Genomic DNA, 20,938 nt, shown 5'->3' with positions numbered 1-20,938 from the left:
GTATCTTACAAGTGCATTTTGATTTAAAGTTCAATAACTTAGTGTCAAAAAATTAATGTGTAGTTATTAAGTAGTTAGCAAAGTGGGGATTTTTTAAAACTTTTTCTACCAGTAGGTCAGCTCCATATTTTGATACGTGCTGATTATCAGTCATATACGGAACTAGGTTTTTCGAAATCAATGGTAATGAGTCTTTTTTATTAATAATATCTATATACAATTCACCAAATTCCATTTTTAGACGATTGTTCACTTCATAATCTTTCTCGTTGAGATAACTAGCACGTGAATTGCTTCGATCTCTGTATTCTCGGGCTGCAATCATTGGGAATGAATTTTCATAAGTCTCCGTCTGACCTAAAACTAATATTCTGGGATTATATTTGCTTATATACTTTATTGTTTCATTTATGCCTTTTATCAAAGTATCTAAGTTTTTGACTTTCTTGTAACCTGCCCAATTTGCCGTAATTAAAATTAAGTTTAGTGATTGAGCATTTTTTGGTATAAAGTCAGAATACATGTAGTTTATAAGAGATCGGGACTTGGCGTTAGTTTGTTGATAGTCATTAATCAGCGGTAACGTAGCCGAAGCTGTTGCTTGTAAAAAATTCACATTATTTCTTTTACCCATCTCGTTGAACGATTGAGCAAGTTGGCCCATATGGCTGTCGCCTATCAACAAGACGTTTCTCGTTGCTGGTATATTACAAAGACATATTTTTTTGTTGAAGTTTGATATGCTCTCTACATGGCAAGTGTCTTCCCGATATTGTTTTTTTCGCTTTTCAACGTTTTGAGTTTGATAATCAGCGATGGCTATAGTTTCTTTTTTAAATAAAACTGTATTTGAATCAATTTTGCTTAGAGATGCTGTAGCCATTAATACGGTGGCGGTATAAATAACGAGCCGGAGGTTACTTTTAAAACGAATACTTTCAATGTATTTGTAGGATAAAAATCCCGCTACAAGAGAAGATGTTACATAGATAAGGATTGTTAAAGGAGAAAGTTTAATAAATAAATATTGACCAACTACAAATATTGGCCAATGCCATAGATATACAGAATAAGAGATAGATCCAAGAGTTTGAAACACATCTCGTTTTAGAAGACGAAAGTCTTCATTTGTCACAAGTAATAGGTAAGTTGCTGCAACAGGTATAACTGTTAAAACATTGGGCCAAGCGCTGGAAGGACTAATTAGTATGTAGCTTAAGAAAATTGTAATGTAGCTGAAAATTGATATTATAGTGTTGACGCTTTGATTCCATAGTTTTTTTTTATCATATAGAAAAGCAACTCCACCAATCAGCATTTCCCATGCTCTTGTAGGCAAAAGATAAAAAGTTGCCGTAGGATTTCGATTTGATAAGTACAAACAAAGGAAGAATGATAATAAGGTTAGTACAATAATTACGCTCCTTACGGCAGTTAGCCTATGCTTAAGTTTGTAAAATAATGAAACTGTAATTGGGAAAATCAAATAAAACTGCCACTCAACAGAAAGAGACCAAGTATGAAGGAAAATATTATAGTCTGACGAAGGAGCAAAGTAATTAATTTCTCGCCAGTATATTACGTTAGATATAAATATTGCACTACTGGCAGCGTACCTCTGAATATTTTTATAGTCATCCGGAAAATACACAAAAAAGCCAACGACGGTTACTACGGTCAGCATCGCTAGTAACGCCGGAACAATTCTTTGAAACCTTTTTTTGTAAAAATCTAATAATGAAAAGCTTCCTTTCTCTAAGGAATTAATTATAATTTTTGTCATCAGGTAACCCGAGATGACAAAGAAGATATCAACACCTACAAAACCGCCCTCGAAAAACTTAACTTTATAGTGAAATAAAACAACACCTATAATTGCTATAGCCCTTAAAGCGTTAATGTCATAGCGAAATGTGCTGGTTGAGGCAGATGAAGTCATGAATTGATATTGATAGTTTGTAAATATAACTATCTAAAATCATCCAATAAAGCTATATTTTTTTTAACTAAGAGTTGTGTTGCATTGTAATTATTGCAAGCTAAACGGATTTATGTAAACAATGTATCAATTTTCCCCAAACAGTTTGTGTCGTAGCTCTGTGGATATTTCATCAGTTATACGCACAATATCCTGTGCATTATTGGTGTTGTTCAAAACAATTTTATGACAGCTCTCTCGGTAAGGTAATAGGTATTCTTGATAAGCAGGTACCACGTGGTTATGCCATTTATATAGAACGTCATCATTTGAATATCCCCGCTCATTTAAGTCGCGTTTTAAACGTCGTTGCAGAGCTACATCTTCGTCAGTATCTAAAAATATTTTCAGATTTAAGCTATCTGCAATTTGTTTAAAGTGTAGTATAAACAAGCCTTCAACAATCAATATGGGCGCCGGCTTTATCTCAAGAGTTTTAGGTACAGCATTTGGATTGTTAAACGTATACTCCTGCTTAATAATAGGCTCGTAATTAATTAAGCTCTGAACATCTGCAAGGAAGTGCTCACTATCAATTGTTGCAGGTAAATCAAAGTTGTAAAGCTTGTTCTCTTCAGGCGTCATGTTGTGTGCTACAGGAATATAATAGTCATCCTGTGATACAAGGCACACTTCTTCGGCCGAAAAGTGTTCAAGAAAGCATTTTAAAAAAAAGGTCTTGCCAGATCCGCTTCCCCCAGCGATACCAATTATGTACGGCTTATTCTTGCTCATTAGGCATTCCGTAGCTTATAGTTACATGAAAGCGTTTGTCCAGCGAACCTAGCGCGTCTGCGGCACTTTTGGTAAGCACAATGATCACGTCCTTTGTCATCTCATTATCGGTAAACCGACCAACTACTTTTGCATAGGTGGTTCGATTAGTCATTGGGTTGATTATTTTCAATACGGTTCCAACCGGAGCGGTGCGATGCAGTACAAGTTTTTTGTTTGGATCAAGTCCAAGTCCGGCATCATCTAAAAACGTCGCAACTCCTTTTTCATTACGTTCGGTTAGGCCGTAACGATTAGCAGGCAGGCGGCGCTCAACTGAAATCGAGTCATTGGCTGCAACTGTAGTTGAATCGCGTTTTGCTGAATCGATAGCAGGGTTTGAAACAACGGGAGTTTGTTGCGCAGGTTGAGGCGGTGTCACGGTAGCCGGATTTTGAGTAACTGCTTTTATTTTTAAAATTTGACCAGGTTGAAGTGCATTTGACGTCAGGTTATTCTGACTCATTATATCTTCCACCCGAACATTAAATCTTTTCGAAATGGCGTATAAAGTTTCACCGGGAGAAACCTTGTATTCTGTTATTTGATTACCGCCTGAAGCTGCAGGTGTACTTGTACTTACGCTTGGCGCTGGCGTATTTCCGGGGCTTACAAAAGGCAAATCGGTTGGAACCTTTATTACTTTACCAACTCGCAGCGATGTGTTACTGTTAAATTGAATTACAGCAGTTGGCTTAACGTTATAACGGCGACCAACGGAGTAATAATTGTCTTTCGGGTCAAGTTTATGAAGGATAACCTTTTTTCCATCAAGATTTTCTACCCCTATGGAGTCTAGCGGCGAATGCGCCAAAACCGGTGTAGCAAAGTATGATATGATGCTACCCAGGAAAATTAATTTAGAAGTCATGTTAAAACCTTGTCAGCTTAAATTAAGTACCTTAATCTCCACCTTATCTTTTAAATAAATAAGCTGGTTACGGTATAAAACAAACGCCTCAGGTTGCAATTTTTGTATGTTGGTATTTAATATATCCTCAAAAATTAGAACGCCATCTTTAACAAGGTATAAACTTTGTTTAAGCTGGCCGGCCCAAAGCGAGTGCAAAGATACAATTATCCAGTTATTGTATTCCAGATAATGAACATTGTTATGATAAGACTCTGACGGCAACTTTGGTAAATTTGCAGGCATCGGAATGGTTTGCGGTACGATAATCTGATTATCAACAACAAGGTCAACATTAGAATCAAATTTGCGTAAAGCTGCTCCATTGTTAATATTTAAAAGCGAATATGTTGCAGGTTGAAAGCGACTGTCAAAAGCTATAGGCCCGTTTGAGCTTAAGTTATCAAAGGTTAAGTTAAAGTTATACCATAGCAATTTACCTGTTGCTGCCTCAATAGCTGTTAACCCTTTGTGAGCAGGACTGGCCGTGCTTTCATAAAAGTGTAACAAGAGAACGCCATTGTAGGCTGTTTCTATACCTGTCAACCACTTTTCGTCTATGGTGTAATTTTTAAAATTTGTCTTCCCGCTGTCGAGATTAATAGAAGCAAAGCTTACGGCCCTATCTTCAGTATTTCGTATCTCGGCAAGTAGTGTATGGGTAACATAATCTACTTCCATACGCCATATTTCACCAGTAAAATGTTCGGCAACCAAAAGCTTGAAAGTGCTCATGCTTTAAAAATAGAATTTTTATTTAAATGAGATTGAAATGTTGGCTACTTTCAAACACTTCACTTAGGTTTGTGTTGAAAGATACACTTACAAATACTATACTATGGACGCAAAAGAAATAAGTTTGAACGAACAGGAAGTGAAGCCTGTAGTTGATCATTTAAATGAGTTATTAGCTAACTACCATATACATTACCAAAAATTACGCGGCTGCCACTGGAATGTAAAAGGACCAAGCTTTTTTACCTTACACGTTAAGTTTGAAGAATTATACACAGAAGCGCTTACTTTTATTGATGAGCTAGCAGAGCGCATTTTAACCTTAGGAAAGCCACCTTACAGCACTTTTGCCGAGTACATTCAAACCTCGCAAATAAAAGAGATAAATACCATTGGTATGAAAGATACTGATATGGTAAAAGCACTGATTGCTGACATGGCAGCGTTGATTGAAATGGAACGCAACATACTTGACATTACATCTGACGCAGGTGACGATGGTACTAACGATATGATTAATCGTTTTATGCAGTATAAAGAGAAAAACACCTGGATGCTACGTTCATTTGTGAACGAAGATTAATTTTATCTTTTCGTTATTGTAAAGCCGTGGGCAATGCTCACGGCTTTTTTTGTTGATGAAGAGAGATGTTTTCTTCGCCCCAATTTTGTCGCATATAGCCCGTGTACAGTTTACAAACTTGTGCTAAATTTGAGAATATACAGACCCAAAAAATGGAAACAAGCAGTAAATACCCAATAGTAATCAAGGCAAACATAAATGCTCCGATAAAAAAGTGTGGGAGTTTTGGAATCATCCGTCGCATATAACAAGCTGGGCGTTTGCATCTGATGATTGGCATGCACCTCATGCCGAAAATGACTTGCGTACAGGCTGTTCTTTTAAAACCACTATGGCCGCAAAAGATGGTAGCTTTAGTTTTGATTTTGGCGGAAAGTATGATCGTGTTGAAGAATTTAAAAGCATTGCTTACACCATAGATGACGGGCGTAAGGTTGAAATTTTATTTGAAGAAAATGATGGCCAAACCATAATCACAGAAACATTCGAACCGGAAGATTCAAATCCTATTCAAATGCAACGCGATGGCTGGCAAGCAATTTTAAACAACTTTAAAAAGTACGCAGAGAGTAAATAGCAATTAAGTAAAAGGCCTCTTGGTTTTAAACAGGAGGCCTTTTGCATTATTTGATAACAAGGCTAAATTCATCATCGAGCGATGCAGGTTCTTTTATTTCACCTTTTTTATGTGGCAAACTAAAATATTGTCCTGATAGAATTAGCTGATCATTAATTTTTTCGATTGCTATTTTAAGGAAGCCATGACGGTTATCGCAGTAGTTCATGAGTTTTACGTTTTTGAATACTTCGCTTTGGTTAGTAAAACGTTCATCATCTACCCTAGCAATGGCATGTAATTCGTCAAAACCGCCTGAGCCGGCAACTATAAAAGGTACTTCTTTGCCATCACTATACGTTTTGCTGAAGCGTTGATAATTATGCACATGCCCGCTGAAAACAATATCCGGTTTAACACCGGTTTCATTGAAAGCAGTTTCTAAAAAGTTGATCATGGCAAGGCTTGAACCATGATTGATATCAGCAGAGTAGGGGGCATGATGAATGCAAATTATAATTGCCTTTGCCGGCCTTTCGCTGCCGGCCCGCTTCAATTCTTCAATAAACCATGCGCGTTGCTCATTAGTGATAATGCCAAATTTAGGTACATTGCTGTGTAAGCCAACAATGTTGGCCAGTGGTGTAATCAACGTCCAATAGGTGTTGGGTTGCGTGTTACTCTTCCACTTTACATCGTTACTAAACGGCACAATATGCTCATGGGCCGAGCAAAAAACCTGCTTAAATGCATCAAGGCTTTGGTATGGCGTTTTACTTTCGGCGTTTACGTCGGTATCATGGTTGCCGGCAATAGCAAAAACCGGTGCAGGATAGTTGCGGTAAGGATTAAAAAACTGGTCGTAATAGCGTTCCGCTTCTCCGTGATGATAAACCACATCGCCCAAATGAAACAAAAATAGCGGTTTATCTTCAGGTGACTTTGCTTCGTTAAACTGTGTTATCATCTCCTCGGCAACCTCGCGTTGAAAGGCCGGGTTGCGCACACTTCCGGTGTCGCCAACCATCTGAAAAACAATTTTTTGATCAGATACAGCAGGAACTTTATCAGTAAGCGACAAGTGGTAAGGATAATTACCAACCGGTGCAGGCAGCGACTTAAATTTATGGCTATCGTCGGGTTGATTCAGTTTTATAACCGGGGTAGAATGTTTGGTAGTTGTAAATTCGGTCATCAGCAAAAATACGTGTTTTATATTAAACGTAGATTAACATTGCATGTTGACAATTTAACATCAAAACACTAATATTACTTTCGAAAGCCTGAACACAAGTTTGCCTTATGAGAAAAAGATTTTTGTTGTATGCCGTTTTTGCATTCACAGTTGTGGTTGCAAAAGCCCAGCAGTTAACCGTAGCTTCGTATAACTTACGTTTTGATACTAAAAACGACACAGGTAATTTATGGAAAGACCGTGCACCGGTCGTAGCCAACCTTATAAGGTTTCATGACTTTGATGTATTTGGAACTCAGGAAGCTTTAGAAAACCAGTTATTAGATATAACCAAAACGTTACCCCAATATCAACGATATGGTGTTGGCAGAGACGATGGAAAAGAGAAAGGCGAACACTCGGCCATATTTTTCAAAAAAGACAGATTTAAATTGTTAGCCAAAGGAGATTTTTGGCTGTCACAAACTCCGCAAAAGCCATCACTAGGGTGGGACGCCAGATGCTGTTACCGTTTATGCTCATGGGTGTACCTGCAAGATGTTGGTTCGGGCAAAAAGTTTTACTTCTTTAATGTGCATTATGATCATGAGGGCAAAGTTGCGCGCGAAGAAAGCAGCAAACTTATACTGCAAAAAATAAAGTCAATAGCAGGCAATAGCAACGTTATACTAACCGGCGATTTCAATGGCGATCATACCAGCACCTGGTACCAACGTATTGCCGACTCCAAAGTGCTTGAAGATACCTACCGCAAAGTGAAATTTCCTTACGTAAATAGTGGAACGTACAACGGTTTTGGCAGTGATATAAAAAGTCTGGAAATTATTGATCATATATTTACCTCGCCTGGAGTTAAGGTAAACAGCTGGGGTGTGCTTACTGATAGCTACCAGGGCAAATATCCTTCAGATCATTTTCCGGTTGAGGCAAAGATTGTAATGTAGACGTTATTTAACGCGCCTTATTTTTATCCTGCCGCTTTTTATCAACTCCTTTTCGCGGTTGGTGAAAGCTTCGCGTCCGCCAAAGTCCTGTACCCAGTAAGTGTTATTTTCGGCAACGCCAATTTCTGTAAAATCGCGGTTCATCAGGTTCATACAATGACGCGGACTTTTAAACCAGCCCTCATTAACCTCGGCAATACTGGTTTGCCCTTGGGCAATGTTTTCACCTATGGCAAAACTTTTGTAACCATCATAAGTATAGCCTGCATTAGTGATACGAGACTCAATTGAGCGGCCGTCTCGGCTGTTATGGCTAAAGTAGGTGTTGCGGGCCATATCGCGTGCGTGGCCTGCTGCAGCAGCTGCTAGTTCATCGTTCCAAACTAATGGCGCAACCGGCGGCATGTTGGTTGTGCCGCACTTGCAACCCTGCTTTCGTATTTTGTTTATGCGCGTTAAAAATTCATTCTTAAATTTTGAGCTTGCAGTCTGAGCCTGGCTCGGCGTAAACAAGCTGCTCACAATCAGCGTTAAAAATAAATTAATCCAAAATCTACCCATAGCGGTTTTAAGACTAAAATCTTAAGTTTTGGTTTAGCTTAATGCGATATTTTTTTAACTCCATTTTTCAGGGATTTATTTTTTCTTTCAAAAATTTAATGTGTTAAGATACTTTTAAGTAAATGTAATTTTATTGAAACCCCGGTTGTACTTTTGACGTCTAAAGAGATATATAAACATCTATCAATCATTTAGTTTCGGCCTTAAATGTTTACTCTTAACAAGTTTATTATCGCATTTTCAGCAGTTGGTTTTGCCGGCATTTTTCTGATAATTTATATCATGAGTCGCCAGCATAATAAAGTAAGCAGCATCATGAAGCAAAATAAAAACGTAGCGCCGTTACTGCTTCAAAAATCAACGCTGCATAAATTCAATACTATACGTACAAAGCTACCCCATTCATCACACCCCGAGCATGAGCGTTATAAAAATAAGCTTGATGAATTGGTGTGCCTCTATAAAAATGAAAGCATTTGTATTAAAAAGTACAATCACGGTTTAGATCAGTTGATGAGGCAATTGAATAATGTGAAAAAGTAATTGGCCTTGCCTATAATTTTATATGTTTGTTTGCATTAAGTAACGTAATTGCAAACAAAGCATTATCTATGTCTGACGACGCGGTTATTAAACGCCTTAAAGTTATTGTAAAAGAACATGGCGGCCAGTTAGGTTTGGCCAAAGCCATTGAGGTTGACCAGGGTTTTATAAGCAAGGTAATTAACCGCAAGCAGGAAATTAGCTACTATCTTATTCGTAAACTGTGCTTTCAGTTGAAGTATTCTCCTGAGTGGCTTATTTTAGGAAGCGGCGAAAAAAAGATAACTAAAACAGAATCGCCTAAGCTAATTACTGAAATACAAATGCTGCGTACAGAAGTTGATATTTTGCATGCCCGCATGAAAACGTATGAAATTCAGCTGAATGAACTGCGCCGTCAGGAGGAGGAGCATGTAAAGGCAGGTTAAGTATCTCTTTAGCGGCTCTCAAATTATTAATTACCTTTGCCGCCTCTATGGTAACTTCATTCGAGGCTTCACTCCAAACTATCTCGGTACATCATGTTGGCAATCCGCTGCAGGATGAACGCTATGCGCTTTCTGATGCACCAATTGACCTTAAAGATGAGATAATACCGCGCTTGCTTATGCAGTATTTTTTAACTCCGTTTGAAAAAACAAACGAAGTTTACCATCTGATGCATCCGGGCGGCGATTTGCATTTGAACGAAATCCATCATTACTGCACAGATATTTTTGAAGACAAGCAGCGCTTTCACGAGCTTTCGCAGCAAATTGCTAAGCATTTGTATAGCACATCGGGGCATCCTAAAATTAAGGCAGGTGAGGTTTATATTGGCTATTTTACCAATGTGCAGTTGGAGGGCGAACTGCTTGATGCCATAGGTATATTCAAATCTGAAAATAAGGAAACGTTTCTGAAGGTGTATCCTCAGGAAGGGGGCTTTGGTTTGGATTATGAAGAAAATGCCATTAACATTAACAAGCTTGATAAAGGCTGTTTGATTTTCAATGTGCAAAAGGAAGATGGTTACAAAGTGGTAGCTATTGATCAAACTAACCGTAGCAATGATGCCGTTTACTGGAAAGATGATTTTTTAAAGTTGAAGGTCCGTAACGATAACTTTAATCAAACCAATAACACCCTTAGCATTTATAAAAATTTTGTAACGCAAAAGCTCGACGACGAATTTGAAATGAGCAAGGCTGATAAAATTGACCTGCTCAACCGCTCGATGAAGTATTTTAAGGAAAAAGATACATTTGAGATGGATGAATTTGCAGGTGAGGTGTTGGGCAACGATCAAGCCATAGAATCATTCAAAAACTACAAAAACCAATACGAAGAGGAGTACGATACCCGCATACCCGACTCGTTTGAAATTTCAGATAATGCTGTAAAAAAGCAGGCACGTGTATACAAAAGTGTTTTAAAGCTCGACCGTAACTTCCATATATATATTCATGGTGATAAAGATTTGATTGAAAAGGGATTTGATGATGCCAAGGCCATGAATTACTATAAAGTTTATTTTAAGGAGGAAGAATAGGAGAGGGACACCTGCTAAGTTATGTCGTATTGATTTAGGTTCCAACCATGGATTGTCAACACGGAGCATTCAAATTACAAGAGTTAGATGCTGGAACCAGTTAATCATAACATATCAGGTTAATAACAAAACTATCAGCCAAAATCCTTTATTTAGCTTCCGTTTACATTTAACCAATTATGAAAAAGCTTATATCTTTAATATGCCTTACCCTAGCATGTTTTTATGCTAATGCACAAACCAAAACGATGAAATGGTTTAATCAACCTAAACAATGGAGCGGCAATGCTCAAAAGCTAACTTTTACCGTTGACCCGGGTACTGATTACTGGCGTATTACTCATTATGATTTCATTCGTGATTCGGGGCCGTTTTACTATCAGGAAACCGAAGGTGACTTTGAAGCTACTGTAAAAGTTACGGGCAGCTATCAGGAGTTGTTTCACCAGGCCGGTTTAATGGTGCGTATAGATAACAAGAACTGGATAAAAACCGGTATTGAGTATGTTGACGGTGTGCAAAATGTAAGTGCCGTGGTTACGCGTGAAGTTTCTGACTGGTCGGTTGTGCCACGTACGGACAGCCCAAAATCAATATGGCTGAAATTACTGCGCAAAGGCGATTACGTGCAAATAGAATACTCTTTTGATAGTAAAACTTTTAAAATGCTACGTTTAGCGTACTTCCCTCCTAAGGTGAAAGCCCAGATTGGTGTAGTGGCCGCTGCACCGGGCAAAAAAAGTTTCCCGGTAGTGTTTGAAAATTTTGTTGTAAAAGCGGTTAAATAAATTGTTATTCAACAATTATGAAGACATAGCCATCTGCATGAACTTCAGTACCTCGTCGTTCAAATCTTCTTTTTGCAACATCCTTAAATGATGGTTAAACTGTAGCTGTCCGGGTACTTGTGCTATTTTGGCAAAGCACAAGTTCTCCTCATAAGGCTTGTGAAACGGAAACACCACATGAATAAAATTTTTTCCTAGTTGAGTTATCCATGCAATCCGCTTTTCCGGTACGCCTATTCCTATCATGGTTTTAGTCGGATGCAGTATTATATTACCCAGCTTTTTATACTCGCTCACAAAATGGTGAAACAGGGCTAAAGTATGGTCTGACTTACCGTTGAGGAAAGTTTGCAGATGTTGCTCGGTTTCATGAGTTGGGGTATAAGGCATGATTGAAGTTACACAAACTTCACGTCATTTTGAATGATATAGATAAAGTCTTAAAAGAGCAGGCTACAACTTAACACCAGCTAATAAGTTATCCAGTCCCCACCGTTCTTCAATACCTAAACCAAATAAAGCAAAATCATATTTTACCGGGTCGGCGGGGTCAAATTGGCGGAGGTGATCGGTAAGTTCGAGGGCCGTTTGCCAATCAGTTTGTTTGCGGGTTATGAGTTTAAGCTTGCGGGCTATGCGATCAACGTGTAAATCACACGGACAAATTAAATCTTCTGGGCTAATACGTTTCCATATACCAAAATCAACCCCGGCATCATCTTTACGCACCATCCAGCGCAAAAACATGTTCAGGCGCTTACAGGTAGATTTTTGAGATGGTGATGATACGTGCTTTTTAGTACGATGCGGAAAATCGGGCAAGGAGAAGAAATACGTTCTAAAGTGATTTAAGGCCTTCTGTGTGTCAGGCCCTGCATTGTTTGATTCACAAGATCCACTATCATCTGAAATCAAAGAGTTTGTTACCGAAGGTAAAAACGCGTCTTCCAGCGAGTGATAATTACTATAGTGATGCTTGAAAAATTGTATGAAATACAGGGTATCGATATCGTTAAAAGTGCGGTGCTTAAAGCTCAGTAGCTTTTTGAGGTCGGGTTCCTGATGATTGATGATGAAATCATGAGGAGCGCCATCCATTAAAGCAATTAATTCGCGGCATTTTTTGATGATGGTTACGCGCTGTCCCCAAGCCAGAGTAGCCGCCCAAAAACCCATGATCTCAATATCCTGTTTTAGCGTAAACTGATGGGGTATAACTATGGGATCGTTCTCAATAAACTCGGGTTGGTTGTATTGTGCTACTTTTGCGTCGAGGAAGGATTTAATGTCGGTGACCATATTTTAAAGGTAAGAAGCAAGAGCCACGAAACAAGAACCCTTGAAAACTTTTTAGAAGTCTTAGCTCTTGTTTCTTGGCTCTTAGTTCTATTTTTATGACAACGCGTTTTTCAAATCTTCCAGTAAATCCTCAATATCTTCTACCCCAACGCTGATGCGCAGCAGGTTGTCAACCACCCCAACTTTTTCTCGAACTTCTTTTGGAATAGAGCCGTGGGTCATGGTGGCGGGGTGATTGATTAAAGATTCTACACCACCCAATGATTCGGCCAAAGTAAATACTTTAAAGTTGGATGAGATGCGGAAGGTCTCGTCCAAGTCAGCATCTTTAAGCACGATGGAGATCATGCCGCCAAAATCACGCATTTGTTTTTTGGCTACTTCGTGGTTAGGATGATCAGTAAAGCCCGGCCAGTATATTTTTTCAACCTTTGGATGTGTCTTTAAAAACTCAGCAACGGCACGGCCGTTTTCGCAATGGGCTTTCATGCGCAGGTGCAGGGTTTTTATGCCACGCAGGGCCAAAAAGCTATCCATTGGTCCTGGTGTAGCACCGCAGGCATTGTATATAAACCAAAGACGTTTGTACAAGTCCTCGTCGTTCATCATCAAAGCACCCATAACCAAATCAGAGTGACCGCCAATGTATTTTGTAACTGAATGCATTACAATATCAGCTCCCAAATCCATGGGGTTTTGCAGGTATGGCGAGGCAAATGTATTGTCGACCACCAGGGTAAGCTCGTGCTTTTTAGTGATTGCTGCAATGGCTTCAATATCTACAACCTGCATGGTTGGGTTGGTAGGTGTTTCTATCCAAACCAGCTTGGTATTCTTATTCACATACTCTTCTATAATAGTCGGATCGCTGAGGTCAAGAAAATGGAATGTGATGCCATAGCCTGCAAATATCTTAGTGAAAATGCGGTAGGAGCCGCCGTAAAGATCGTTACCGGTAATAACTTCATCTCCAGGCGAAAGCAACTTTATTACCGCATCAGTTGCACCCATGCCACTTGAAAAAGCCAGACCGTATTTAGCATTTTCTAAAGCGGCTAAACAGTCTTCCAAGGCTTTACGGGTAGGGTTGGTACCACGCGAGTATTCATAACCCTTATTATCGCCCGGTGCAGCCTGTGCATAGGTTGATGTTTGATATATTGGCGTCATTACCGCGCCAGTAGTTGGATCGGGATGTTGCCCCGCGTGTATTGCTTTGGTTCCGAATTTCATTTTCTGTGATTTGAGTTTGGAGGCCCGAAGCCGGTATTCTTATATTCTCTTACAACAGAACACCGGCCACTGGTCTCCGAAAATTAATATGCTCGCGCAAAAAGCACCCGCTGAGTTGAAGGCTTACCTGTCAGTATACATTTGCCTTCTTCCTGTTTGTTGTTTAATGGAATACAGCGAATGGTGGCTTTGGTTTCTTCTTTAATGCGTTGCTCGGTTTCCAGAGTACCGTCCCAATGTGCTGAGATGAATCCTGGCTTTTCGTCTAATAGTCTTTTAAACTCCTCGTAGTCATTTACTTCAACTGTGTTTTCCGCGCGGAAGTTAAATGCTTTATCGTATATGTTTTTTTGTATCTGCTCAAGTAACTGCTCAATATGATCAGCCAAACCTTCCTGGTTTACAGTTTCTTTGGTTTTGGTGTCGCGGCGGGCAAGTTCTACCGTTCCGTTTTGCATGTCGCGGCTACCAATGGCTATACGCAATGGCACGCCCTTCAACTCATATTCGGCAAATTTGAAGCCCGGGCGCTGGGTGTCACGGTCGTCAAATTTAATAGAGATTCCTTTGGCACGCAGCTCGGCACTTAAGCCTTTAATGTAAGTGCGGATGTTTTCTAATTCCTCATCGTGTTTATAAATTGGGACAGCAACAACCTGTATTGGAGCCAGTTTTGGAGGAAGTACTAAACCGGCATCATCAGAGTGGGTCATAATTAATGCACCCATTAAGCGAGTAGATACCCCCCATGATGTTGCCCAAACGTAATCCAGTTTGCCCTCTTTACTGGTAAACTTTACATCAAATGCCTTTGCAAAATTCTGACCTAAAAAGTGCGATGTTCCTGCCTGTAGAGCTTTTCCATCCTGCATTAAAGCTTCAATACAATAGGTATCCAATGCGCCTGCAAAACGCTCATTGGCAGTTTTACGCCCTTTTACTACCGGTACGCTCATCCAGTTTTCAACAAAGTCGGCGTATACTTCCAGCATTTGTTCGGTTTCGGCAATAGCTTCTTCGGCAGTTGCGTGGGCTGTGTGCCCTTCTTGCCACAAAAATTCGCTGGTACGCAAAAACAGGCGTGTACGCATTTCCCAGCGCATTACGTTAGCCCATTGGTTAACCAGTATAGGTAAATCGCGGTAAGATTGTATCCAGCCGCGGTAGGTATTCCATATGATGGTTTCAGATGTTGGACGAATAATTAATTCTTCTTCCAATTTTGCTTCCTCGTCAACAATAATTTGGCCTTCGCCATCGTTCTTTAAACGGTAATGCGTTACCACCGCACATTCTTTAGCAAACCCCTCAACGTGACTTGCCTCTTTTGAGAAGAAGGATTTTGGTATTAACAGCGGAAAATATGCGTTGCTGTGCCCGGTATCTTTAAACATCTTATCAAGCGCGGCCTGCATTTTTTCCCATATGGAGTAGCCGTACGGCTTAATGATCATGCAACCTCTTACCGGTGAGTATTCGGCAAGATCAGCTTTTATTACAAGGTCATTAAACCATTGCGAGTAATCTTCGTCTTTACTTATAATCCCCTTGCTCATATGTACTTTGTGGAATGAATTTTGACTATTGAAATATGTAAGTTTGCTGCCAAATTTATAAATTAATTATGTTTTTAATCTTCAACTTTAAATATACCCTATAAAATGAAAAGGAACTTTTTGCACGCAGCCATTCTTGTAAGTGCATTAGCCTTTGCTTCCTGCTCAACCACCAGTCAGTTGGCATCCAACGCAAAACAGGATGACGATGTGTACTTCAGCAAAGCAGAAGCCGGTGATGCACCTGTTTATCGTCAGGCTATAAGTGATGATGAACGTTACGTGGCCACCAGTGGCGACGATGATGATTACTATTATTATGACAGTTATGCCTCGCGCATAAATCGTTTTGGTTATAACTCGCCGTTTGATTATTATGGCGATTACTATTATGGTTATAACAACCCGTACGCATATAGTGCATTTGCCAGCCCTTATGGGTATGGTAATGGCTGGGGCGGCTACAGTGGCTGGGGACTGGGCGTTGGCCTTGGTTACGGCTATGGTGGCGGCTGGGGCTGGGGCGGTGGCTTAGGCTACAGTCCGTGGGGTTATGGCTACGGCGGCTGGGGCTCACCATATTCTTTCTGGGGAACCGGCTTGGGTTATGGTGGTGGTTATTGGGGAGGCTACTCGGCCTACAACAATCCAAATTACCGCAGCAGACCTAATCGTAACTTTAACGGATCAGGCTCTTACGGCAGCACAAGCGGCCGGAGGGTTGGTTACAGCGGCAATTATCCAAACGCAGGTAACTATCCGGGCAGAAGAGGTACTAACAGTGTAAACGGTAACGGCAATTCAGGAGCAAACGGAAGTTATGGTGGCCGTGTATCACGCGGTGCCCGTGGCGAATCAAATCCTCAACCTGTTTATCGCCCAACTACTGTTGAAAGACCTACTTACAACCCAGGTAACAGCGGCGGTAGCAGAGGTGGCGGCGGCGGTTACTCAGGTGGAGGAGGCGGCGGTGGCGGCGCACGTCCATCAAGACCATAAACATCTTATTGCACATTTAACATATGAAAATCAAATATTTATTAAGCGCACTTGCTACAGTAGCATTTGCTCAAAATAGCTTTGCACAGTACGCGCAAGACGCGCTGAGGTTTTCAACCTTTCAGCCGGGCGCTACAGCACGCATTAGAGGTATAGGCAACGCAGGTACTGCCGTTGGTGGAGATTTGAGCTCCATAGGAAATAACCCGGCAGGCTTGGGTTTCTTCACCCGTTCTGAATTTAGTTTTACGCCCGAGTACAATGGTTCAAATGTGAAATCAAGTTATCTTGGTAACAACATGAGCGATAAACGCAGTGCTGTTAATCTAAGTAATGCATCTATTGTATTTCACTCGCGTGTAAATTCGGCTCGCGGAGCAGATAAAAGCAAAGGCCTTTTAAGCTTCAATTTTGGGGTAGGCTATAACCGTACCAATAACTTTTACGAAAACATAACTTACGGCGGTCAAAACGGCGGTAATTCTGTTGCAAATTACTATGCCAACCTAGCTAACGCAAATAGCGTTCCTAAAGAGGAGCTGCCTCAGGAAGGTACACTTCAAGGCATAGCTTATGATCAACGTTTGATTGATTTATATAATTCAAGCAATAGTTATCAAAGTAACGTGAGAGGTTCTGTTGCACAATTATCAAACACCATGCGCACAGGCGGTCAATCAGAGTTTAACCTGGCCTTTGGTTTAAATAGCAGCAACAAAGTATATATTGGTGGTTCGGTTGGTATAAGCAGCCTCCGTTATAACTCTATAAATACATTCACCGAAACCGGAACAGCTTCATTATTTGAAAACGGTAATGATGTAAACAGAAACTTTACTTCTGATTTTATACGCGATCAAAGTACAAGCGGTAGCGGTATCAATGTAAAACTGGGTATGATTTTAAGACCGGTTGAATCGTTAAGAATAGGTGCATTATTTACATCGCCTACATGGTACAACATTGATGATAGTTACTCAGAGGGTATCAGTACACAATTTGATAACATCCGCCCCGTGAGTGACAGGCAGAACTACGACTTTTCGTACAACCTGCGTACACCTTTAAAACTTGCAGGTGGGTTGGCTTACTTCTTTGGTAAGTACGGTTTCATTAGTGGTGATGTGGAGTACGTTGATTATTCAAGTGCCAAGCTATCATTTAATGGTGATAGAGATGATAACACAGAGATAAGAAGAGATTATAAATCGGTAGTAAACTCAAGGGTTGGCGCCGAGGCTCGTTTGGCTGATAGTTTCTTTTTACGTGGTGGATACGGATTTATGGGTAACCCTTTGAAAAATGGCGGTGCAGATATGAATACCGTTAGTGGTGGTTTAGGTTACCGTTTCCAAAACTATTCTTTGGATGCAACTTATACTCACGTAAAAACATCAGGCACTGTACGTCCTTATGATATAGGACCAGCAACGCCAATAGCAAATTTAAATAATCGTTTCAGCAACGTTTACCTTACTTTAGGTGTAAGGTTTTAATTAAACGCATATAACGAATTAAAAGGGGGACTTAGTTGAGTCCCCCTTTTGTTTTTGTAATCGAACTGTTTTAGGCGAACAATTACCCGCAGTGTATGTAGTTTGTTTATTGGCTTAACAAATATAGTGTGCTACGGCGTTGCTACCTGTTTTGCTGAGATGTAAAACTTGTGATTATATGGCAGAATATGATTTTTATTTGATTGGGATAGGTTCATCAGCCGGTGGTTTTGATCCTTTGAAAGAGATTGTTAAAGCATTAACTACTGATGTTAAAGCGGCTGTGATTGTGATACAGCATATTCCGGCTCAAAAGCCAAGTAATCTTAATCATATTTTACAACGCATAACACCGCTCGATGTTATTGCTGTACAAAACGCAGAGCTTTTGGAGCCGAGAAAAATATACGTTATGGCCGAAGGAAAGCAATTTAAAATTAATGACGGTTATATATCTGTAGAAGAGCGTACCTCCGAAAGTAAGATTAACCGAACCATAGATCATTGTTTTAAAAGCATGGCTACTGAAGCTAAAAATAAAAGTATCGGCGTTATTTTAAGTGGCGCCGGTTATGATGGGTTAGAGGGTGCAAAAGCAATTGAAGATGAGAATGGTTTAGTGATAGTGCAAGATCCCATTACTGCACAATTTCCCCTAATGCCGCAAAGTTTGATAGCAAATGATCACCCCGATCATGTTTTGGAACCTAAAGCCATTGCGCAAAAACTGTTGGAATACATAGCCTGATCACATTAGCCCTTTGGTGGCCTGGTATAAGTGTAACTGTTAAAATGGTCTGTTTAAATAGATAAATACAACACCGGCGTAAGGTTTATAAATGTTATTATCATTTACTTTACTCCTCAAGCTGTATTCTGTTTGACGCTAATTGCACACTTATGATTTATTCTTTTATAAATTTTGAAAACCAACTATCAAATTCTGCCAATGCTTACCTGAGGATTACCCTCAAATTTGCAATGCTAAGTATTGCTTGTTTACTCTTGTCCGTCACATCCGTTTCGGCATTTACATTTTATGTAGCAACCAATGGCAGCGATAAGTTTTCAGGCAAATTGGCTCATCCAAACGCACAGAATACTGATGGGCCTTTCGCAACATTGACAGCCGCGCGTAACGCAATCAGAAAAATGAGGCAAAGTAAGCCCACCGAATCCTTCACAGTTGAAATAGCGGCAGGAACATATTATTTGACCGAACCCTTTGTATTGCTTCCCGAAGATTCAGGTACGGCAACGGCACCGGTTGTTTATAAGTCAATAGGTACGGGTGCTGTTTTTATGTGCGGAATGCCCGTTAGTAATTTTCAAGTTAAAAACGGTTTATGGGTCGCCAGGTTGCCCGCTTTGTTAGCCAAACAGGGTTTTGAGCAATTATACGTTAATGGTGAGCGTGCTGTTAGGGCAAAATCACCCAATAATGGTTTCTTCGCTCCCGAAAAGGTTGTTGAAACGGTAATTGAAAAAGGTAGTGATAGGGTAGCGGCTAAGGCCACCCAAAAAGTGTATATAAATGGAAATGATGCCGGATGGCTCAAAGCCGTTAAAAAGGAAGAGATTAATAAAGTAGTCCTCACGTTTTACCACAAATGGGACAATACCCGCAAGTACATCGATAGTCTCAACTTGACTGATTCCAGCGTTACGGTAAGGGGACAAGGCATGAAGTCATGGAACCCACTAAATGATAAAACACAATATATTGCTGAAAACTTTAAAGCAGCTTTGGATACCGCCGGTGAATGGTTCTTAGAGCAGCCGGGTACCTTATATTACAAACCCTTACCTGGACAAACCATTCAAAACACAACAGTATTGGCGCCGGTGACTCAGCAGTTATTAGTTGTTAAAGGTGCATCCGCAGCACAAAACGTAAGTTTCATCAATTTTGAAAACATTGCTTTCAAAGTTACAGGTTATCAGTTACCGGCATTAGGCCAGGAACCGGTTCAGGCGGCAGCTCCTGTTGCAGCTGCTATTATAATAGATTATGCCAACCATGTCAATTTTAAAAACTGCGAAATTGCTAATACCGGCGCAAATGGCATATGGTACAGGGAAGGGTGCAGTAATAGCACAATAAGTGGTTGTTATTTACACGATTTAGGAGCAGGTGGTATTAAGTTAGGCGCTCTAAAGTTCGGTGCCGACACTGCAGAAATAACAAATCATATTACTATCGATAATAATATTATCAATTCAGGTGGTTATACATTCCCTTGTGCTGCAGGTATAGCTGTCTTTCATGCATTTAGAAATACGATTACCCATAACGATATTGCCGATTTCAGGTACAGCGGCATATCAGTAGGATGGGTATGGGGTTACAAACCCAGCGTAACTCATCACAATACAATAAGTTATAACCATATACATCATTTAGGTTGGGGAGAGTTGAGTGATATGGGTGGCATTTACACGCTTGGCCCATCGCCCGGTACGCAAATAACCAATAATGTAATTCATCATATTTACTCCCGCACCTATGGCGGTTGGGGATTGTATACTGACGAAGGATCGAGCGATATTCTATTAGAGAATAATTTAGTTTATGAAACCAAAAGTGCCGGTTTTCATCAGCACTACGGCAAAAACAACATAGTTCGAAATAATATTTTTGCTAAGGGTATTGAATCGCAGTTGCAAATGAGCCGGGTAGAAACGCATCAATCTTTTACCTTTAAACGAAATATCATCTATTACAAGCAAGGCGAGTTATTTAAAACTAACCCAAAAAAATATTGGGAAAACGCTGTTACTGTTGTAGACTCCAACATTTACTGGAATGCCTCAGCCAGGCAACCTAATTTCCCTTTCGGAGGATTGGAAGAATGGAGAAAGTCTGGTCATGATCAACACTCATCCATTGCTGATCCAGGTTTTGTTGATGCTGAGCACTACAATTTTCACATACGCAACACAGCGGTAATTAAGCAAATTGGGTTTAAGCAATTTGATTATAACAAAGCAGGCGTGTATGGCACCAAAGAATGGTTAGATAAAGCAAAACTATCTAAAGCCAAACTGGCATCCTTTGATGAGCTAATGCAAAGCACCAATAAGGTATTTTCTGAACACTAAGCTTGTTAGTTCCTTCAAAGGCAACTGAGATGAGTTTTAGGGCACTGTTACACACATTCTAGAAACATTTGCATTAGCGCCTGCAACATGCGGGTAAGTAAATTATGGGATAGGTTACGACCTTAGCACAGGCTCTGCCTATCAAAATAAGTGTT

At 40.1% G+C, this 20,938-nt stretch carries 20 protein-coding genes and 1 pseudogene; 11 read left to right on the top strand and 10 right to left on the bottom strand.

Annotated features, from left to right (window positions below; translation table 11 throughout):
- Nucleotides 1-52 precede the first annotated feature (52 nt).
- The 4 genes from GO816_RS16555 to GO816_RS16540 all read right to left on the bottom strand — a co-directional run bounded on the left by GO816_RS16555 (nucleotide 53) and on the right by GO816_RS16540 (nucleotide 4,397).
- Entirely contained in the window at nucleotides 53-1,939 is a 1,887-nt protein-coding gene (locus GO816_RS16555) for an acyltransferase family protein (protein WP_157543065.1), read from the bottom strand.
- A 126-nt stretch (nucleotides 1,940-2,065) separates the two neighbouring features.
- On the bottom strand, nucleotides 2,066-2,713 hold the full coding sequence (locus GO816_RS16550; protein WP_157543064.1) for a uridine kinase family protein: 648 nt from the start codon (nucleotides 2,711-2,713) through the stop codon (nucleotides 2,066-2,068).
- A complete protein-coding gene (locus GO816_RS16545) occupies nucleotides 2,700-3,623 on the bottom strand; it encodes a DPBB and LysM peptidoglycan-binding domain-containing protein (RefSeq protein WP_157543063.1) in 924 nt (307 codons plus the stop codon). The genes GO816_RS16550 and GO816_RS16545 overlap by 14 nt, the downstream gene beginning before the upstream one ends.
- 12 nt (nucleotides 3,624-3,635) lie before the next feature.
- Nucleotides 3,636-4,397 (bottom strand): DUF4905 domain-containing protein, encoded by a 762-nt coding sequence (locus tag GO816_RS16540; RefSeq protein WP_157543062.1) that lies wholly within the window; start codon nucleotides 4,395-4,397, stop codon nucleotides 3,636-3,638.
- Between the two features lie 103 nt (nucleotides 4,398-4,500).
- Here GO816_RS16540 and GO816_RS16535 point away from each other — a divergent pair, with 103 nt between their 5' ends.
- Both GO816_RS16535 and GO816_RS16530 read left to right on the top strand, forming a co-directional pair.
- Nucleotides 4,501-4,980 carry a Dps family protein gene (locus GO816_RS16535; protein ID WP_157543061.1) on the top strand — a complete coding sequence of 160 codons (480 nt, stop codon included), beginning with the start codon at nucleotides 4,501-4,503 and terminating at the stop codon, nucleotides 4,978-4,980.
- 214 nt (nucleotides 4,981-5,194) lie between these two features.
- Nucleotides 5,195-5,557 (top strand): SRPBCC domain-containing protein, encoded by a 363-nt coding sequence (locus GO816_RS16530; protein ID WP_317163660.1) that lies wholly within the window; start codon nucleotides 5,195-5,197, stop codon nucleotides 5,555-5,557.
- A 46-nt stretch (nucleotides 5,558-5,603) separates the two neighbouring features.
- Here GO816_RS16530 and GO816_RS16525 read toward each other — a convergent pair whose 3' ends face one another.
- Nucleotides 5,604-6,731, bottom strand: coding sequence for a metallophosphoesterase family protein (locus tag GO816_RS16525; RefSeq protein ID WP_157543060.1), 1,128 nt, complete (start codon nucleotides 6,729-6,731; stop codon nucleotides 5,604-5,606).
- A gap of 107 nt (nucleotides 6,732-6,838) precedes the next feature.
- On the opposite strand from GO816_RS16525, the gene GO816_RS16520 reads away from it, so the two are divergent.
- A complete protein-coding gene (locus GO816_RS16520; RefSeq protein ID WP_157543059.1) occupies nucleotides 6,839-7,675 on the top strand; it encodes an endonuclease/exonuclease/phosphatase family protein in 837 nt (278 codons plus the stop codon).
- Nucleotides 7,676-7,678: 3 nt separating this feature from the next.
- Here GO816_RS16520 and GO816_RS16515 read toward each other — a convergent pair whose 3' ends face one another.
- Nucleotides 7,679-8,236, bottom strand: coding sequence for a CAP domain-containing protein (locus GO816_RS16515; RefSeq protein ID WP_157543058.1), 558 nt, complete (start codon nucleotides 8,234-8,236; stop codon nucleotides 7,679-7,681).
- A 315-nt stretch (nucleotides 8,237-8,551) separates the two neighbouring features.
- On the opposite strand from GO816_RS16515, the gene GO816_RS16510 reads away from it, so the two are divergent.
- The 4 genes from GO816_RS16510 to GO816_RS16495 all read left to right on the top strand — a co-directional run bounded on the left by GO816_RS16510 (nucleotide 8,552) and on the right by GO816_RS16495 (nucleotide 11,098).
- On the top strand, nucleotides 8,552-8,779 hold the full coding sequence (locus GO816_RS16510) for a hypothetical protein (protein WP_198171546.1): 228 nt from the start codon (nucleotides 8,552-8,554) through the stop codon (nucleotides 8,777-8,779).
- A gap of 68 nt (nucleotides 8,780-8,847) precedes the next feature.
- Nucleotides 8,848-9,207 (top strand): hypothetical protein, encoded by a 360-nt coding sequence (locus GO816_RS16505; protein WP_157543056.1) that lies wholly within the window; start codon nucleotides 8,848-8,850, stop codon nucleotides 9,205-9,207.
- A 47-nt stretch (nucleotides 9,208-9,254) separates the two neighbouring features.
- Nucleotides 9,255-10,310 (top strand): nucleoid-associated protein, encoded by a 1,056-nt coding sequence (locus GO816_RS16500; RefSeq protein WP_157543055.1) that lies wholly within the window; start codon nucleotides 9,255-9,257, stop codon nucleotides 10,308-10,310.
- Between the two features lie 179 nt (nucleotides 10,311-10,489).
- Nucleotides 10,490-11,098 carry a DUF1349 domain-containing protein gene (locus GO816_RS16495; protein WP_198171545.1) on the top strand — a complete coding sequence of 203 codons (609 nt, stop codon included), beginning with the start codon at nucleotides 10,490-10,492 and terminating at the stop codon, nucleotides 11,096-11,098.
- A gap of 15 nt (nucleotides 11,099-11,113) precedes the next feature.
- Here the strand turns inward: GO816_RS16495 and GO816_RS16490 are convergent, their stop codons facing one another.
- From GO816_RS16490 to proS, 4 genes and pseudogenes are all read right to left on the bottom strand, one after another.
- Nucleotides 11,114-11,488, bottom strand: a complete 375-nt coding sequence (locus GO816_RS16490) for a hypothetical protein (RefSeq protein WP_157543054.1) — start codon at nucleotides 11,486-11,488, stop codon at nucleotides 11,114-11,116.
- 63 nt (nucleotides 11,489-11,551) lie between these two features.
- Nucleotides 11,552-12,397 (bottom strand): TIGR02757 family protein, encoded by an 846-nt coding sequence (locus GO816_RS16485; RefSeq protein WP_157543053.1) that lies wholly within the window; start codon nucleotides 12,395-12,397, stop codon nucleotides 11,552-11,554.
- Between the two features lie 93 nt (nucleotides 12,398-12,490).
- Nucleotides 12,491-13,633: pseudogene (locus GO816_RS16480) on the bottom strand (cystathionine gamma-synthase); the annotation flags it as partial.
- 80 nt (nucleotides 13,634-13,713) lie between these two features.
- Complete coding sequence (gene proS, locus GO816_RS16475) at nucleotides 13,714-15,186, bottom strand: proline--tRNA ligase (RefSeq protein ID WP_157543051.1); 1,473 nt, start codon at nucleotides 15,184-15,186, stop codon at nucleotides 13,714-13,716.
- A 105-nt stretch (nucleotides 15,187-15,291) separates the two neighbouring features.
- Here proS and GO816_RS16470 point away from each other — a divergent pair, with 105 nt between their 5' ends.
- The 4 genes from GO816_RS16470 to GO816_RS16455 all read left to right on the top strand — a co-directional run bounded on the left by GO816_RS16470 (nucleotide 15,292) and on the right by GO816_RS16455 (nucleotide 20,783).
- Entirely contained in the window at nucleotides 15,292-16,185 is an 894-nt protein-coding gene (locus GO816_RS16470) for a hypothetical protein (RefSeq protein ID WP_157543050.1), read from the top strand.
- Between the two features lie 23 nt (nucleotides 16,186-16,208).
- Complete coding sequence (locus GO816_RS16465) at nucleotides 16,209-17,681, top strand: OmpP1/FadL family transporter (protein ID WP_157543049.1); 1,473 nt, start codon at nucleotides 16,209-16,211, stop codon at nucleotides 17,679-17,681.
- A gap of 178 nt (nucleotides 17,682-17,859) precedes the next feature.
- The gene (locus GO816_RS16460) at nucleotides 17,860-18,429 is read left to right on the top strand and encodes a chemotaxis protein CheB (protein ID WP_157543048.1); all 570 of its coding nucleotides are present in this window, start codon (nucleotides 17,860-17,862) and stop codon (nucleotides 18,427-18,429) included.
- A gap of 152 nt (nucleotides 18,430-18,581) precedes the next feature.
- Nucleotides 18,582-20,783, top strand: a complete 2,202-nt coding sequence (locus GO816_RS16455; protein ID WP_157543047.1) for a right-handed parallel beta-helix repeat-containing protein — start codon at nucleotides 18,582-18,584, stop codon at nucleotides 20,781-20,783.
- The last annotated feature ends 155 nt before the right edge of the window (nucleotides 20,784-20,938 follow it).

The sequence above is a fragment of the Mucilaginibacter aquatilis genome, assembly GCF_009755275.1.
Classification (GTDB): Bacteria; Bacteroidota; Bacteroidia; order Sphingobacteriales; family Sphingobacteriaceae; genus Mucilaginibacter; species Mucilaginibacter aquatilis.
Note: the sequence above shows the minus strand (reverse complement) of the source record. Positions and strands in the feature narration are given on the sequence as shown.

Bases quoted from the DNA above. Each gene is read 5' to 3' on its own strand.
- GO816_RS16555 (WP_157543065.1), bottom strand. From the start codon at position 1,939: ATGACTTCATCTGCCTCAACCAGCACATTTCGCTATGACATTAACGCT.
- GO816_RS16550 (WP_157543064.1), bottom strand. From the start codon at position 2,713: ATGAGCAAGAATAAGCCGTACATAATTGGTATCGCTGGGGGAAGCGGA.
- GO816_RS16545 (WP_157543063.1), bottom strand. From the start codon at position 3,623: ATGACTTCTAAATTAATTTTCCTGGGTAGCATCATATCATACTTTGCT.
- GO816_RS16540 (WP_157543062.1), bottom strand. From the start codon at position 4,397: ATGAGCACTTTCAAGCTTTTGGTTGCCGAACATTTTACTGGTGAAATA.
- GO816_RS16535 (WP_157543061.1), top strand. From the start codon at position 4,501: ATGGACGCAAAAGAAATAAGTTTGAACGAACAGGAAGTGAAGCCTGTA.
- GO816_RS16525 (WP_157543060.1), bottom strand. From the start codon at position 6,731: ATGACCGAATTTACAACTACCAAACATTCTACCCCGGTTATAAAACTG.
- GO816_RS16520 (WP_157543059.1), top strand. From the start codon at position 6,839: ATGAGAAAAAGATTTTTGTTGTATGCCGTTTTTGCATTCACAGTTGTG.
- GO816_RS16515 (WP_157543058.1), bottom strand. From the start codon at position 8,236: ATGGGTAGATTTTGGATTAATTTATTTTTAACGCTGATTGTGAGCAGC.
- GO816_RS16510 (WP_198171546.1), top strand. From the start codon at position 8,552: ATGAAGCAAAATAAAAACGTAGCGCCGTTACTGCTTCAAAAATCAACG.
- GO816_RS16505 (WP_157543056.1), top strand. From the start codon at position 8,848: ATGTCTGACGACGCGGTTATTAAACGCCTTAAAGTTATTGTAAAAGAA.
- GO816_RS16500 (WP_157543055.1), top strand. From the start codon at position 9,255: ATGGTAACTTCATTCGAGGCTTCACTCCAAACTATCTCGGTACATCAT.
- GO816_RS16495 (WP_198171545.1), top strand. From the start codon at position 10,490: ATGAAAAAGCTTATATCTTTAATATGCCTTACCCTAGCATGTTTTTAT.
- GO816_RS16490 (WP_157543054.1), bottom strand. From the start codon at position 11,488: ATGCCTTATACCCCAACTCATGAAACCGAGCAACATCTGCAAACTTTC.
- GO816_RS16485 (WP_157543053.1), bottom strand. From the start codon at position 12,397: ATGGTCACCGACATTAAATCCTTCCTCGACGCAAAAGTAGCACAATAC.
- proS (WP_157543051.1), bottom strand. From the start codon at position 15,186: ATGAGCAAGGGGATTATAAGTAAAGACGAAGATTACTCGCAATGGTTT.
- GO816_RS16470 (WP_157543050.1), top strand. From the start codon at position 15,292: ATGAAAAGGAACTTTTTGCACGCAGCCATTCTTGTAAGTGCATTAGCC.
- GO816_RS16465 (WP_157543049.1), top strand. From the start codon at position 16,209: ATGAAAATCAAATATTTATTAAGCGCACTTGCTACAGTAGCATTTGCT.
- GO816_RS16460 (WP_157543048.1), top strand. From the start codon at position 17,860: ATGGCAGAATATGATTTTTATTTGATTGGGATAGGTTCATCAGCCGGT.
- GO816_RS16455 (WP_157543047.1), top strand. From the start codon at position 18,582: ATGATTTATTCTTTTATAAATTTTGAAAACCAACTATCAAATTCTGCC.